The organism is Dyadobacter pollutisoli (genome assembly GCF_026625565.1).
GTDB classification, from domain to species: domain Bacteria; phylum Bacteroidota; class Bacteroidia; order Cytophagales; family Spirosomataceae; genus Dyadobacter; species Dyadobacter pollutisoli.
Genome location: NZ_CP112998.1, coordinates 6067079 through 6082500 on the forward strand (window position 1 = coordinate 6067079; position 15422 = coordinate 6082500).

The following is a 15422-nucleotide window of genomic DNA, read 5'->3' on the forward strand; positions in this document are numbered from 1 at the left end:
TTAGTCCTTGTCTTTGTTTCGGTTCAATTTCCAGGCGGTAAACCCGATGTACATCATGCACCCCCTTGCCCCGCCACTTTTGAGTATCCCATTTACGCTGCTGAATCCCAGGAATATTGGGCCAAAATGCCCCACTGCTCCGATAGAAGGACGGTTATTTCCACGAATGAATGTAATTGGAAAAGCAAAATCCGAATCTTCGTCTTCAAAACGCGGAGTAATGGTAAAAGAATTAGGCTGATAGATATCTAATGGTTGTCCCGATCGACTTTTGAAACGTTTTGTTTGCGAAAGGTTCAGAAAAAATCCTTTGACGAGCTGAATATCTGCTTCCAGGTGTACAGCCTGCGGCAGACGCACGTCTTTTCTGAAAAAAGTGGTGGTATCAGCCGGAAACAGACTCATAAAACCTTCCGGACCACGGTCACTAATGGTTTCCAATTCCTTTTGCCCAATGATCGTCTCGCTTTGGCTGCCTCTTTCCACACGCGTGTTGGAAGTCCGGTAGCGAATGGACCCGACGTCGGTGAGCGATGCACCAAACCGGATCAGGTACTCGGGACTTTCGTCGAAAACTTCTTTGGATTTATGCCAATAGGAGCCCAATTCGTATGAAACACCCAGGTCATATCCCCAGCCTGCGCCATATTGATCGGAGTTCATCAGTTTGCCAATGCTTGCTTTCCGGGTGGGGGCACTATACCCGGTTTCGTAGGACAGATCAGAAATAACAAGTTCAGTAGTTTCTGCATTTCCTGGTAGCGGACGAATGCTGTAACTATCCGCCGAGCCCGTCAAATAACCCACTCGCGCACCAAAAACACGCTTTACAGTCGCTCCAATGCGCAATTTATGAGATTCCAGATCCAGTAGCTGTACCCCGTAAGTGAGGCTGAGATCCGAAAAAGTTTGTTGTACCAAATCGAAATTACCCCAGGCCTGATCCTCATAGGCACCGGTACTACCCGTATCCATTCTTTTGAAATAAATATGCTGAATAGGGTCCGGAATATTATTTCCCTGTACATAACCTCTGGTGCGCAGCTGCAATGCAAGTCCCTGATACTTGCCCAGCGAAATCATGGCTGACGGCCAGCGAATTTCGCTCACCACATAAATCGGGTCTTTGTAGGTAAGCGACCCCATCGTACGGGAGCGGCCATACAATTCTTTGGTCGAATGTGAGGCAAGTATTGGCGTCAGGAAGGAATTTTCACCCAAAAACCTGAAATAACGATACTTAATGCTCCCTCCGAGTGAAATGATATTGATCTGAAACTTATGTTTGGGCCCTCCGATCACCGAAGGATTATAAGTCGCCCGGTACAGACCTCCGTAATTGCTGAATTCCAGACCCGGAATCTGCTGCGCCTCGCTGATTTGAAATGAAAGAAATAATAGCGCGAACGTGAGTGTTAAATTTTTCAATGTTGAGTTTTGTTAGTTAAGAACAGCTTTCCGACCGGATCATAGCGAATCACTTCCTCTACAATTAATTCCTGTAATGCCTTTAAAAAATCTGTTTCAGAAATGCTCTCGAATGCCTGACTTAAATCCTGCGGGGTAACCGGTCCTTTTTGCCCGATATAATGGACCAATGCTTCTTCCAGCGTCTCATTCCGTTGATTGTCAATTCTTCTGTTCTTGATACAGTTGTCACAAACACCGCACTCCTTAGCGTCAAACTCATTGAAATATTCCAATAAAAGTAGCGTCCTGCACAGATGCTCGTGAGATGCGTATCGTGCCACAGCGCGCGCCTTACTCAGGTCCCGGTCTTTTTTCTTGCCTATTTCAAATACATTCAACGGTAACAATGTGGCATCGTATCGCGGGGTCAGGAAACTGAGCTGTGGCTTGTCCTTTCTCGGCTCATATATCAGAATATCGCGTTCCATGAGAAATCTAAGCTTTCTGATCACTTCCGGTTCCGGGGCGAAATAGACCTGGGCCAGCTCACTTTCTGATATGCGGACATACTCGGTAAAAACCTCCCCGCCATACATCCTCAGAATCACTTTGATAAACGAATCGAATTCCTGGTAGCGTATCTGAAAGTCGTACAATTGGCGGTTGTCCACCAGGAAATGGATTTTAGCAGGATCGGCAAAGTTTTCACTCAGCTGTATAAATCCCTCTTCTTCAAGCAATTTGAGTGCGTAATGTGTTTCATTGACGGGTAGTCCGAAGATTCCTGTAAATTCTTGTATATCAAAATCGAAAGCCGCAAACTCGCCGCCTCCGATCGCTATTTTGTAATAATTTGCCAAAGCCTGATACACCCTTTTCAGGACTTCGACGGAAGGATATTTTCTTTCAATGCTGTCAGAAAGCTCTTCCAGATCAATTTTATTGAAAAGCGCCACGGCATAAGCCTTCTTTTCATCCCTTCCCGCACGGCCCGCCTCCTGGTAGTATGCTTCCAGGTTGTCCGGCAGGTCGAAATGGATCACCGCACGCACATCAGGCTTATCAATCCCCATACCGAAAGCATTGGTGGCTACTACCACTCGGATGTGATTTTTGATCCAAGCCGACTGCCTGTCAGACCGTTCGCGAAAAGGTAACCCGGCGTGATAGCTCTGCGCCGATATTCCCTGACGGCTCAGCCAGTCGGCCAACTCCTTGGTTCTTTTCCTCGTCCTGACGTAGATAATGGCAGATCCTGCAACATTTTTGAGGACTTGCAGCAGCTTTCGTTCCTTACTTTCCTCGGCAAAAGCAGAGTAGGAGAGGTTAGCCCTGGCGAATGATTGCTTAAATACCCTGGCGTTCTTCATTTCCAGCTTATCCAAAATATCAGCCCGCACTTCCTCGGTAGCCGTGGCCGTGAGCGCCATCACGGCAACGCCCGGTATCAGCTTTCTGAATTCGGCAATGAGCAGGTAGGAGGGTCTGAAATCGTAACCCCAGGCAGAAATACAATGCGCCTCATCCACCGCCAGCAAACACACATTCATTTGCTTCGCGCGCGCAATCATAATGTCCGTCCGCAGCCGTTCAGGTGACACATACAGGAATTTGGTGGTTCCGTGAATACAATTATCAAGAGTAATATCTATCTCGGTCCGGCTCATTCCCGAGTGAATGGCGGCAGCCGGAATTTCTCTTTTTTTGAGCTGCTCCACCTGGTCTTTCATCAAGGCGATCAGGGGGGTTACCACAATGCAAACTCCTTCCATCGCCATAACGGGCACCTGAAAACACACGGATTTTCCGCCACCTGTTGGAAGTAAAACCAGCGTATCTATTCCATTAAGTACCGTTTTGATGGCATCTTCCTGAAAAGGCCGAAAAGTATCATAACCCCAATATCGCCTCAGGACGGCGTGAAGATCAATCATCAGAGTTGTGTTTGCAATGCCTGGGAAAACCCGTGCAAAGTAATGTGATAATGTTTGTTATGAAAAGGATCGACGGTTACGCTTAATAAAAAAGGTGCTATGGTAAGTATATTAGTCCGCCTAAAAATGTCTTAATTTGGACAAACTTCACTCCACGATATGTTATTTGATGTTGCCGGAAATGATAAATATCTACGATTTCTTCCCTGGATATTTACCATAAGCTTTATCCTCATCACATTTCTTCCCCGGTCTCTGGACGAAACCATGTTTATGGATGGAGTGACGTATGCTGCGATCGCCAGAAATATGTCCGTAGGCATCGGATCATTCTGGAAGCCCTATTTTGCGGACTCTTTTTGGCTTCCATACGACAATGGTACCTTTTTCTCGGGTCATCCGCCACTGCAATTCGGAATACAGTCGATACTTTTCCGGATTATGGGCGATACCATTGCCGTCGAGAACATTTACGATCTGCTCATTCTAGTATGCCACATCGTTCTGATCGCGAAAATCTGGCAAAAGCTTTTCGACGGTCAGCACGTTTTGCAACGGTATGCCTGGCTGCCTGTTTTGTGCTGGTATGGTATGGTTACAGTCTGGTACAGCATTCCCAATAACTTTCTGGACAGCACAATGGGTGTTTTTTGCCTGCTGTCCTGTTACTTCCAGCTTATCTTTTTGAAGAAGAGTATCATTTCAAAAAAGCACTATATATGGCCTTTACTGGCTGGTTTCGGCATATTTCTTGCTTTTCTTACCAAAGGCCCGGTTGGACTTTATCCATTGGCCTTTACAATGCTTTATTCATTTCTAGATGAAGACATTTCTTTTCAAAAAGCCCTGAAAAGTACTGGCGTAATGTTAGGAACTGCAATAGTGGCTGGTGGTTTGATACTGACTTACCAGCCCGCATTTGAGTTTCTGAACACTTATTTTCAAGGACAGGTGGTTCAGGCATTACTACAAAAAAGAGAAAAAACAGGGGTTGGATGGCAGGCACATTTCCTCCTCATTCCCGACTTACTGAGCAACATATATCCCCATTTATTGGCGCTCATTGGATTAAATATTCTTGCATTTTTACTAAAATTAAAGCGATCGATCAGCCCGATTGTGTTGAATGTCAGTCAGTTTGCCTTCCTGGTAGCTTTTTCAGGAATAGCGCCCATGTTGGTCAGCGTCAAACAGTACCCACATTATCTTTTACCCGCATTACCATTTGTCGCGTTGTTTTTTGCCACATTGTTTGTTGAAAAAACGGATGCATTAGCGAAGCTCGCCCCAAAACTTTCAGTCTTGTTTTTTGCTGTGGCAATCGTCGGTTGCTGGGGAATTACATTGAAAAAAGTGACTTCTATTCAGCCTGATGTGATGGCAGAGAATGCAAAAGATGTAAAAAAATATGCGGCACGCGCCTCAACCATTGGCGTATGCCATGATTTATACCAGAATGCAGACATCCATTCGTATTTCCAACGGTATCACCTGCTCTCGCTCACCGACATTGCCATCGGGCCTGACACATCCAGGTACATATTGGCGAATGCTGACTGTCTGCCTCAGTTTGATGCCAAAAAAGATTCGATCATTACACTACACGGAAATTTTTATCTGGTAATCAGGAATGCACAAACGGCTCGTTATTGAATCAGTGAAAATATTATCTTTGTTTTCGCTCATTCTAACTGATTTACATGCGCACGCTACTTTTCTTTATTAGTGTCCTTACATTGTCCGGCTGCTCCGTTTCGCATTATCTGAACCGGGAAATAAAAAAATCCTCTGTTTTTAGTCAGCAACATACAGGTGTTTCAATTTCAAACCTGAACGACCCTAAAACACTGGCTTCTTACCAGGACGATAAATATTTTACACCTGCTTCAAATACCAAATTATTTAGTTTTTACGCCGGGTTATGTGCCTTGGGCGACTCCATTCCAGGTCTCGAATACTTGGAATGGGGCGAGCTGCTCATTATCCGTGGCACCGGCGATCCATCATTATTACACCCTGATCTCCCACACAGCAAAGTTTTTGATTTTCTAAAAAACCGGAAAGACCAGATCTTTTACACACCCTTTCATTTTGAAAACAAGCGGTTTGGATCTGGCTGGGCTTGGAGCGATTATAATGATTACTACCAGGCTGAAATCTCTGCATTGCCTGTTTACGGCAACATTGCAAGGTTTAAAGGCGAGGCGTCCCAGGCTTATCAGGTAAGTCCGCACTTCTGGAAAAAATCAATGGTTTTTGATACAACAGCTTCGGGCATTGAAAGGGAAGAATCTCAGAACCTATTTCATCACTCCCGCCTGGCTGTCCCGCAGGGACTCACTCAGGATGTACCTGTACATATGAGCGATCTTTTAACGGTGCAGCTTTTGAGTGATACATTGAAAAAAGAGATCAAACTCATCCATATTCCACTGGAAATTGACTTACAGACCGTTTACAGCATTCCTACCGACTCGCTGTACACCAGAATGATGCAGGTTAGTGATAATATGCTGGCCGAGCAGCTCATGCTCCTTTACGCTACTGCCAACAAATTACCTTTGAATACTGAAAAAGCCATTGCACACGCCATTGAGCATCATATGAGTGATCTGCCCGACCGGCCAGTTTGGAAAGACGGATCAGGATTGAGCCGCTATAATCTCTTCACCCCCAGAACCATTGTAGCTTTGTTACAGAAGATTTACAAGAAAGTCCCGCGCGAAAGGCTATTCAAAATACTGCCTAACGGAGGGAAAACCGGAACGCTCAGCAACCTGTTCAAGCAAGACACCCCTTTTATTTTTGCCAAAACAGGAAGCCTGAGTAATAACTATAACCTGAGTGGATTTTTAGTAACAAAGAAGGGCAAAACATTGGTATTCAGCTTTATGAATAACAACTATACACGCCCAACCAGTGAAATTCGCAAGGAGGTTGAAAGGATTTTGACCGGTGTACACGACAAATTTTAAGCTATTCTTTTTCCTCCCAGGTCTGGCCGGTACAGTATATCCTGTTCTTACCATTTTGGCGAACCAGCAAATAAATGCTGTAAACCCCTGGCTCAACGGTAGCTACATGGAAACTGCCATATGCGCCTTTTGAGAAATACATTTGTCTCCTGATTGTAGTTTTTAAAGGTACGGCAAACTGATTGGGCGGCGAGGCATAAACGTGTCCGGAAGACTTCAATAACACGTAGGCACCGTCTGAATAGTCCTTAACGGGTTTGAAAAAGTCATTCTGAAAACTGACTACAATGTGGTCGGCTGTTTTCGCGATCGCGTCTGCTTTATACATACTGTCACAAACAACACTATCCGTACCGATTTTAGGATTCCAACCTTCTGCAAGTGGGTCGGCTGATTGGTAATAGCCCCTTATCTTTTCAAAATGCTGCTGATCCATTGAAAACATCCTGATTCCCAGCCAGTCAGCATTATATCTCGCATTGAATTCCTGGACTATGGCAGCCCGGCGGTTATTCACCGCCTCTGCAAAATTACTTTGCAGAATAACCAGGTTTAAGCCTACCGCCAAAAGCATAATCACGGGAGAAAGCAATGTTTTTAACCTATCTTTTGAAACAGCCAAAAAAGCGAAGTAAAGTGAAATGCACCACAACGTCGAATACATGCGGTAGCGCCCTTTGAACATACCTTCGAAAGTATCAGTTGGGATACGTTTATAGGTCAATGCCAACGCTGTGATACCGACAAAAATGGCAATCGACAATGCAAAAAGTGCTGTCTGATTGGTGTAACGGGATTTTAGCCACCCCGAATTCCAAAGTATCAGGTACTGTTTCCGATACAAAAAAAGTAGCATTGCGATCATTAACATGCCGGTACCAACAGCGAGAGAGAGCATAATCGGCGACACGCCATAGGCAGTAAGTGTCGCAATGGATCCTAAAAAGCCGAAGAAACCGAAGAAACCTTCCTTTACTTGTTTGGCATTCGAAAAGTCGAGGTTTTGCGTGATAGGCGTAAAATCAATAAAGTAAATTACCGCGATTACAATCGTTGTTAACAATGTGATTACAAACTCTTTGCGCCGACCGGTAAGCAAAAAAAGAAGACCTATGACTGGAAAAACCATCAGGCCATTGCCGTAGGTAAATGTAGCCGCCACTGCAAAGAAAAGACTGTAAATGATACGATCGGGACAATAAACCGCGAAATAGAGTGCGCTGAGCACAAATAGCAGCACGCCAAAATTGCAAAGTGAGCTTACGCCCCAGAAAATATTTTCAAAAGATTGAATATTGAACCAAAGCCACATTACCGGCACGAAATACCAGATATTTACTTTCACTCTCGTGAATGCCCGGTAGAATACAAACGCACATAATCCCCAACAAATATTGGCAATGATCATAGGCCAGACCAGGTTCACTTTCCCAAAAAAACTGTGTAAAAGAAGGATGATGGAACGCGAAAAAACCAGCCTGTGCTCAGGAAAAAGCGTAGTGAGCTGCTTCCATTTTTCTGCCAGGGTGGCATTTTCAAAGCCCGGGATTATGCCCAGGATCATGATATCGTCAAAAGCTACATAGTTGACATTCAATGCAATTGCACTAAAAAACCAAACGTAGATCAGCACAGGAATGACACAAAATAATAAAGCCAGCCAGCTTTTATTTCTGACGAAACCGAGGAAAGATAAATACATATGTAATGAATTCATGCCCTAATCCGGGCATGCTAATTAAGCAGGTGAATGATGATTTTCAACCATTCAAACCGTTAATTTTCGGTTTCTTCTTCAGCGGAAGCGCGGGGATCCTTGGTGTAATCGTACAGAAGCTTGCCTTTGTCATCCCATTCTCGCAGCACAAAAGGCTCAAACTCTTCGTCCCAGCCGGACTTTGGATACTGGATTTCTTTTTTGCGTTGACGGCGAAACTGGTAATACTCAACCCAGCGGCCTATTTTCCTGCCGCCATCGAATTTCCCGCTTGTCATCAGCTGCCCCTCCTTATAAAACTGCATGTACTCGCCTTCAACCTCTCCAAATGCAACCGGTATTACTTCTTTCACCTGCGTGTGGGCTGAGTCATAGTAGCTAATGCGGGACTCTGCCGGGAAACCGCGGTTCCATATCGCCTTGTCGATGAGGTTGTACTTGGTGTCATACTTGACCCAGCGGCCATCTTTTACACCCATATAATAGTACCCTTCCTCGATCAGGTTTTCACCATTGTACTTCTTGTAGGAACCGTGCAGTGGAAGTGCTTGCTCTTTTTCCTTTACCAATGCCGAGCTGAGTTTCTTGCCTTTTTTATCATACCACCTTGTTTCTGTGGCCCTTACATAGGGATCCATTGGTTTGTATTCTTTCAAAACATGAAAAGATTCAACCGTTGCCCGGTCGCCACTACCGTATTTTACGGACATACTTTGCATGGGAATACCTTCATATTGAACCCTCGCGAGTTTGGCTTTTTCCTTCTTGCGTTTCCGGTCTTTCTTCTGGCTTTTATATTCTTTTACCCTTAGTCCAAGGTCTGGAATTGTTTCTCCAAAGAGGGTGGAAAGGCTCGTGGACTTACCTTTTGCACCAGGTACGGACGCGCCGACAACAGGATCAAGTCCCGAAATAAATGATTTCAGGTCTTTGGATCCGCTAGCTGTATCCTTTTTTACAGTTTCTTTCGGCAACCAGGCAGGGGGTGTGCTATCCTTCTGTACTGACTGAGCCAAAGTGGCAGCAGTAAGACCTAATGATAAAAAGCCGCAGACCAGAATTACTCTTTGCATGTGTATTGGATTTTTCTTCAGAGCAAGATTGTTACTTTTGTAACGAATTGATTTTTTCTATATTGATTTTCAACGGACAAATTTAAAAAAACACAGTGGAAAAAAGTGCTAAAATTTATATTGCCGGACATCGCGGCATGGTCGGTTCCGCCATTCACAGAAAATTAGTAAAGGAAGGTTTCAATAACTTTATACTTAAAACATCCTCAGAGCTCGATCTGCGTAACCAAGCCGATGTCGGGGCTTTTTTTGAAACAGAACGTCCTGAATATATATTCCTTGCCGCAGCCAAGGTAGGCGGTATTATGGCTAACAACATTTATCGGGCCGAATTTCTGAACGATAACCTGTTGATCCAAAATAATATCATTGACAGCGCATACCGGACTGAGGCTAAAAAGCTCATGTTCCTCGGTTCGAGCTGCATATATCCAAAACTAGCGCCTCAACCTTTACAGGAAAGCTCGCTGCTGACCGGGCTCTTGGAACCTACCAATGAGCCATATGCCATTGCCAAGATAGCGGGGATCAAAATGTGTGAAGCGTATCGGGCGCAATACGGCTGTAATTTCATTTCGGTGATGCCTACCAATTTGTACGGTCCCAATGACAATTACGACCTGAATAATTCGCATGTACTTCCGGCCATGATCAGAAAATTTCATGAAGCAAAGGAGGAAAACAAGCCTTTTGTTGAGTTATGGGGCACTGGGTCGCCTCTCAGGGAGTTCTTGCATGCGGACGACCTGGCGGATGCCTGTTACTTTTTAATGCAAAATTATAATGAGCCTGGGTTCCTGAATATTGGGGTAGGTGCCGATGTTACCATCAAATATTTGGCTGAAATGATCCGGGACGTAACAGGATATGAAGGGCAGATCCATTGGAATACGGACAAACCAGACGGTACTCCCCGCAAATTAATGGACGTAGGTAAACTACATGAACTGGGCTGGAAACACCGTATTGAGCTGGCGGACGGTATTAAGCTGACTTACCAGGATTTTCTGCAAAAAATTGAAACTTACGCAGTGTAACCATATTTAGATTAATGGGTTACATTGCTTGCAACCTAATATTTCCATACTAAAATCACGTTTCGCCTACGATAATTCTTTTTTTTGACAAATTTCCAGTATATAATTATAAGATTCTTCGGGAAACTAATTAGTTTTGCAGCGTCCTGAAAAAAGGACGTTATATAAACCATAGTCATAGAGAAATGTCGGCCATTATTAAGTTAGACCAGATAGACCGTAAAGTACTGGAGATCTTACAAACGAACGCAAAAATAACTAACGCACAACTATCCAAAGAAATAGGGCTGTCTCCTGCGCCAACATTGGAACGCGTTAAAAAACTGGAACAATCCGGAATCATTAAAAGCTACCACGCTCAGCTTGAACCTGAAAAGGTTGGACTAGGTGTTAGCACTTTTGTTCAGATTTCATTGGTTGGGCACCGGAAAGCGGTAACTGAATCATTTGTGGAGAAGATTCACGCCATCCCCGAAGTGATTGAATGTCATCACATTACAGGTACAGGTGACTTTCTTTTAAGAGTTATCTCAAAGGACATCAGTACATATCAGAAGCTGATGCTTGAAAAAATCAATGAAATCGAAGAAGTAGCAAGTACCCAGACAATGGTTATCCTGTCTACTTTTAAAGAAAGTAAGGTTTTACCGATACCATGATAATCTTGTAGAAATTGCAATAAAAAAACCGCCGGAATTGACTCCGGCGGTTTTTTTATTTTGTGTCTGAATTACTTGAAATATTATTGATGTTGCTCTCTCAATAAATCATTAACCGTTTTTACAGGGTTAAAAGTGATCAACGGAACTTCTACAAACAACGTATTCCAATCCGCCATAGCACCATTCCACAAGCCCGGTAACTCCTGAGCTTTCAGATCTTTACCATCTTTTGACTTCGCTGTGATGAAACCGGTCAATGGATCTCTGAACTTTTTAAGATCATATAGTTCTCCTTTTCCGTTTTTCACACCACACACCAAATCCACCGGATTAAAGTGGGTAGAGTTCTTGAAAATATTATTTTGGTCGTCATTATCGACGTCAACCTGAGCAGATTCAACGATTTGAAGAGACGAAGAACCGTCTGCATTTTCAGCCCAGAATGGCCCACCACCTGGTTCTCCCTGATTTTTAACCATTCCGCAAGCTCTCAAAGGTCTGTCCAGCTTTTGAACAAAATATGCTTTCTTCTGATCATCAGACCAGGTACCAAATTCTGCCGGAGGAATAACACACAATTCTTTTTGGAAAAAATTGTCCAGTTCTGCCAAAAGAGAAGCGTCAACTTGTCCACCCAGTTTTTCCAGATAGGCAAAAATTCGTTTTTGATACTGCAAAACGATTCCTGCAAGAGCCTTTTTATAGGTTATAGTTTCTTCTTTAATTCTGTCAGGAACTACATTATCAATGTTTTTGATAAAAATAATGTCGGCATCCAACTGTCCCAGGTTTTCAAGCAGCGCTCCGTGGCCCGCAGGACGAAATAATAAAGAATCGTCCTTTTCACGGAAAGGCGTGTTGTCCAAATTAACCGCAATGGTATCCGTTGAACTTTTCTGCTCAGAAAAAGAGACAATGTATCTCACTCCAAATTCACTCTGATAACTAGGCAAAACTTCTACCACCAGTTTTTCGAACTTGTCACGGTGCTCGGGTGATACCGTAAAATGGATCTGAACATTGCCTCCTGCATTGGCATACTTCGCACCTTCCACCAAATGTTCTTCCAGAGGTGTACGGGAACGGCTATCATAGTTGTGGAATTTCAACAATCCTTTTGGCAGCTCACCATATCCCAGGCCTTTGTTAGTAAGGAAATAGGATACGATGGTTTTTTCGTCCGCAGTTTCAATGTTGCTTCCATCGGCGGCCAAAGAAGTTTTCAGGTCTTCGTAAAAGGCAAATTCTGACAATTTTGCAAAAAACTCTTCGACCGATTTATCTTTTTTACCTTGCTCTAGAAAGCCAAAAAGAGACTTGAACATACGCGTAGCAGCTCCTGACGCGGGTACAAATTTTAATAATGCGATCTCTCCGTCCGATGCGCTTTTGTCGAAATCAGTAATAACCTGTGCAATTTGCTCGTCCGTGAGGCGGATAATTCCGTCCCCTACCGTCGCGGCTTTGGAAAGCTGCAGAAACGGAAACCCGTTTTCAAAATAACGGACTTGCTCTTCAACAACTTGAATGTCGCTGCCGCGGTCATTTATTTGCACGATATCTTTTTCAATGAACATAAATCTATTGTTTAATCAGTGAAGTTTTAGGCATTATTCAAGTATAGTAAAGCTGGTAAAGAAGTTACTATAACTATTTGAAAAGATTTATTTAAAGTATCCTCAGTTTCGCAAAACTCAGCAATAATGTTTTTTCCCCAACCAGGTCAAATTTGACTGTTGCCTTGCGGTCGGTTCCGTTTATATCCATTTTGGTCACTACCCCAAGCCCAAATTTCAGGTGCTCCACCTTATTTCCTTCTATCAAATCAGAAGTATCGCTCGGCACGAAGTCGGCAGAAGGTACATACGAAGCTGCGGCCGGGCTGGGTTTTGGCTCCGTTGGTTTACGTTGGATCAGGTTTCTTGCAGAAAAAGGGCTTGCCGAAGGAGCGTTTTCACGTTCCGCCGCAACCGAAATCATTTTAGAGACATTAAGGTAACGCTGATCTACTTCCAGCAGGAACCGACTTGGCTCACACATTTTCAACCGGCCCCATTGATATCGGCTTTCAGCATACGAAAAGGACAGCTTCTTTTCAGCACGAGTGATCGCTACATAAAACAAGCGTCTCTCTTCTTCCAGATCCTGCCGGCTTTCCAGCATCATCTGGCTTGGAAAAAGGTCTTCTTCAAGCCCTACAATAAACACGTTTCTGAATTCAAGACCTTTTGCAGAGTGAATGGTCATCATGGTCACGCGGTCATTGTCATTATTATCATCCGGCTCGTCTGCATTGGTCAACAATGACACCGACTGGAGAAAAGCGCTCAGGGTTTTGTCTTCGGTTTCTTCATTGTCGACAAATTCCTTAATCCCGTTCAGCAACTCCTGTACGTTTTCGTAGCGCGATAATCCTTCCACAGTTTTGTCCTCATACAATTCTCGCAGGATACCGGAGGCCTTTGCAATGTGTGCAGAGATCTCATAAGCGTCTTTTCCTTCACTTACCAAAATCTTGAAGCTTTTGATCAGCGTCCCAAATTGTTCGATAGGAGAGATCGTCCTGCCGCTTGCGTAGTTACCAATGTTGGCCACCACATCCCAGATCGCAATATTATTTTCGGAAGCGGTAACTGCTATTTTGGCTACGGTGGCATCACCAATCCCTCTTTTGGGCAGGTTAATGATCCGTTTGAATGCTTCTTCGTCGCGTTGGTTGACCGTAAAACGTAAATAAGCAAGCAGGTCCTTGATTTCTTTTCTTTGGTAAAATGACTGGCCACCGATGATCCGGTACTTAATCCCCAGCTTGCGCAAGGCTTCTTCGAAAGACCTAGACTGCGCATTGGTACGGTACAGAATGGCAAAATTCTCATTCCGCAGTGCTTTCTGCATTTTTTCCTCAAAAATTGCCGTCGCTACCAGCCGTCCTTCTTCGTTGTCAGACCCTGCTTTGATGACATCTATTAAGGAACCTTCTTCATTAACTGTAAAGGTTTCCTTTTTAAGCTGAGATTTGTTGCGGGCAATGACAGAGTTGGCAGCATTAACAATGTTGCTGGTCGAACGGTAGTTTTGTTCCAGTTTGATCGTGACCACATCCGGGAAGTCCTTTTCGAAATTCAGGATATTCTCAATGTTAGCACCACGGAAAGCATAAATACTTTGGGCATCATCACCTACCACAACTATATTACGGTGAACCGCTGAAAGTTTGCGGGTAATCAGGTATTGCGAAACGTTGGTATCCTGAAACTCATCGACCATCACATGTTGAAACTTGTGCTGGTACTTATATAGTACATCCGGAAAATCGCGGAAAAGGATATTGGTATTAAACAGCAGGTCATCAAAGTCCATGGCATTGGCTTGAAAGCACCTGGCGGCATACGTTTTATATAGCCTTCCGATCTCTTTCATTTTCGCCGCTTCATCATCAGCCTGGATTACTGCATTGTTCGCATAGTCTTCCGCCGAAATAAGCCTGTTTTTAGCCCCGGATATGCGGTTAAAAACTACATTGGCTTTATATACCTTATCATCGAGGTTATATTCCTTAATGATGCTTCTCAATAAAGACTTAGAATCGTCGGTATCATAAATAGAAAAATCACTGGTGTAGCCCAGGTACCTCGCTTCAATCCGTAATATTTTTGCAAATACCGAGTGAAAAGTCCCCATCCAGATATTCCGCGCCTCTGTTCCTACCGCACCCTCGATCCGTTGACGCATTTCACCCGACGCTTTATTAGTAAAAGTTAGGGACAAAATCCGGAACGGGTCCACACCATTCTCAATCAGGTTAGCAATGCGGAATGTCAAAACCCTTGTTTTCCCCGAACCCGCACCTGCAATGATCATCAACGGGCCTTCGCCATGCAGTACTGCTGCGCGCTGAGGCTCATTCAGGGTTGACAAATAATCGTTACGATTCAAAATTGTATGTTTATCCAATTTACTCATTCTTATATAGCAAAAGCCAAAGTTAGGAAAAACCATTAAAAGCCTCCTTTCAATATATAATGTAGGGCTATTTAAAGTTCACACCATTTATTAAAATAATATTGCAAATCAGAACGTCGCTACGGGCTTATAGGTTTAACTACAATATCAATACTACTTACCATGAATATAGAAGATCAGCCACTGGAAATTCAGTGGGAACATTTATTAAACAATCTGGAAACCCTTATTGGTAAAAAGCCGGGCGATCTCAATGGAGTCCTGTTCCTTATAGGTGTCCAGGAATTGGGACAAGGGGCCAAAAGGTTTACTAAAGAGCAAAAGCAGGATTTAATGCATATAGGAATATGTAAGGTATTAAGCCTGTCGTCCTATTACCTATTTGAATACAAGGACAAGGAAGGGTGGCCGCATTACAAATTGAATCGGGCGCTGCCGCCAGGCGATGTTTTGAAGCAAGAAGCCCTTCTAAAAATGCATGTGATAGAGTATTTCAAAAATTCTTAAATTATTTTGCGGTGTTACGCTGCGTGGTTTTCAGGATGTTAGGTGAAGGTGTGAAAGAAGTTGCAAAAATATTTGAGGAAGGTGCTTGCATGTTAAAAATAAAGCCTGCACTTTTGCACTCCCAATCGGGAATAACGGTTTCGC

Annotated in this window: 11 protein-coding genes; 5 read left to right on the top strand and 6 right to left on the bottom strand. The window is 43.8% G+C overall.

Annotated elements, in window-relative coordinates; translation table 11 throughout:
- Both ON006_RS24945 and ON006_RS24950 read right to left on the bottom strand, forming a co-directional pair.
- A complete protein-coding gene (locus ON006_RS24945) occupies positions 1-1428 on the bottom strand; it encodes a DUF5723 family protein (protein WP_244822740.1) in 1428 nt (475 codons plus the stop codon).
- Positions 1425-3344 (bottom strand): RecQ family ATP-dependent DNA helicase, encoded by a 1920-nt coding sequence (locus ON006_RS24950; RefSeq protein WP_244822741.1) that lies wholly within the window; start codon positions 3342-3344, stop codon positions 1425-1427. Before ON006_RS24950 ends, ON006_RS24945 begins: the two co-directional genes overlap by 4 nt.
- Positions 3345-3503: 159 nt before the next feature.
- Here ON006_RS24950 and ON006_RS24955 point away from each other — a divergent pair, with 159 nt between their 5' ends.
- On the top strand, positions 3504-4997 hold the full coding sequence (locus tag ON006_RS24955; RefSeq protein ID WP_244822742.1) for an ArnT family glycosyltransferase: 1494 nt from the start codon (positions 3504-3506) through the stop codon (positions 4995-4997).
- 47 nt (positions 4998-5044) lie between these two features.
- Positions 5045-6319, top strand: a complete 1275-nt coding sequence (gene dacB / locus ON006_RS24960; RefSeq protein ID WP_244822743.1) for a D-alanyl-D-alanine carboxypeptidase/D-alanyl-D-alanine endopeptidase — start codon at positions 5045-5047, stop codon at positions 6317-6319.
- Between the two features lies 1 nt (position 6320).
- Here the strand turns inward: dacB and ON006_RS24965 are convergent, their stop codons facing one another.
- Positions 6321-8021: a hypothetical protein gene (locus ON006_RS24965; RefSeq protein WP_244822744.1), complete on the bottom strand. Its 1701-nt coding sequence runs from the start codon at positions 8019-8021 to the stop codon at positions 6321-6323.
- A 74-nt stretch (positions 8022-8095) separates the two neighbouring features.
- Complete coding sequence (locus ON006_RS24970; RefSeq protein WP_244822745.1) at positions 8096-9109, bottom strand: toxin-antitoxin system YwqK family antitoxin; 1014 nt, start codon at positions 9107-9109, stop codon at positions 8096-8098.
- A 95-nt stretch (positions 9110-9204) separates the two neighbouring features.
- Between ON006_RS24970 and ON006_RS24975 the strand changes: the two genes are divergently transcribed.
- Together ON006_RS24975 and ON006_RS24980 are read left to right on the top strand one after the other, a co-directional pair.
- On the top strand, positions 9205-10146 hold the full coding sequence (locus ON006_RS24975) for a GDP-L-fucose synthase family protein (RefSeq protein WP_267609914.1): 942 nt from the start codon (positions 9205-9207) through the stop codon (positions 10144-10146).
- Between the two features lie 185 nt (positions 10147-10331).
- On the top strand, positions 10332-10805 hold the full coding sequence (locus ON006_RS24980) for an Lrp/AsnC family transcriptional regulator (RefSeq protein WP_015813234.1): 474 nt from the start codon (positions 10332-10334) through the stop codon (positions 10803-10805).
- An 83-nt stretch (positions 10806-10888) separates the two neighbouring features.
- On the opposite strand, the gene ON006_RS24985 is transcribed toward ON006_RS24980, so the two are convergent.
- Positions 10889-12385: a DUF4301 family protein gene (locus ON006_RS24985; RefSeq protein ID WP_244822746.1), complete on the bottom strand. Its 1497-nt coding sequence runs from the start codon at positions 12383-12385 to the stop codon at positions 10889-10891.
- A gap of 91 nt (positions 12386-12476) precedes the next feature.
- On the bottom strand, positions 12477-14771 hold the full coding sequence (locus tag ON006_RS24990; RefSeq protein ID WP_244822747.1) for an ATP-dependent helicase: 2295 nt from the start codon (positions 14769-14771) through the stop codon (positions 12477-12479).
- Positions 14772-14933: 162 nt separating this feature from the next.
- Between ON006_RS24990 and ON006_RS24995 the strand changes: the two genes are divergently transcribed.
- Entirely contained in the window at positions 14934-15278 is a 345-nt protein-coding gene (locus ON006_RS24995; RefSeq protein WP_244822748.1) for a hypothetical protein, read from the top strand.
- Positions 15279-15422: the final 144 nt, after the last annotated feature.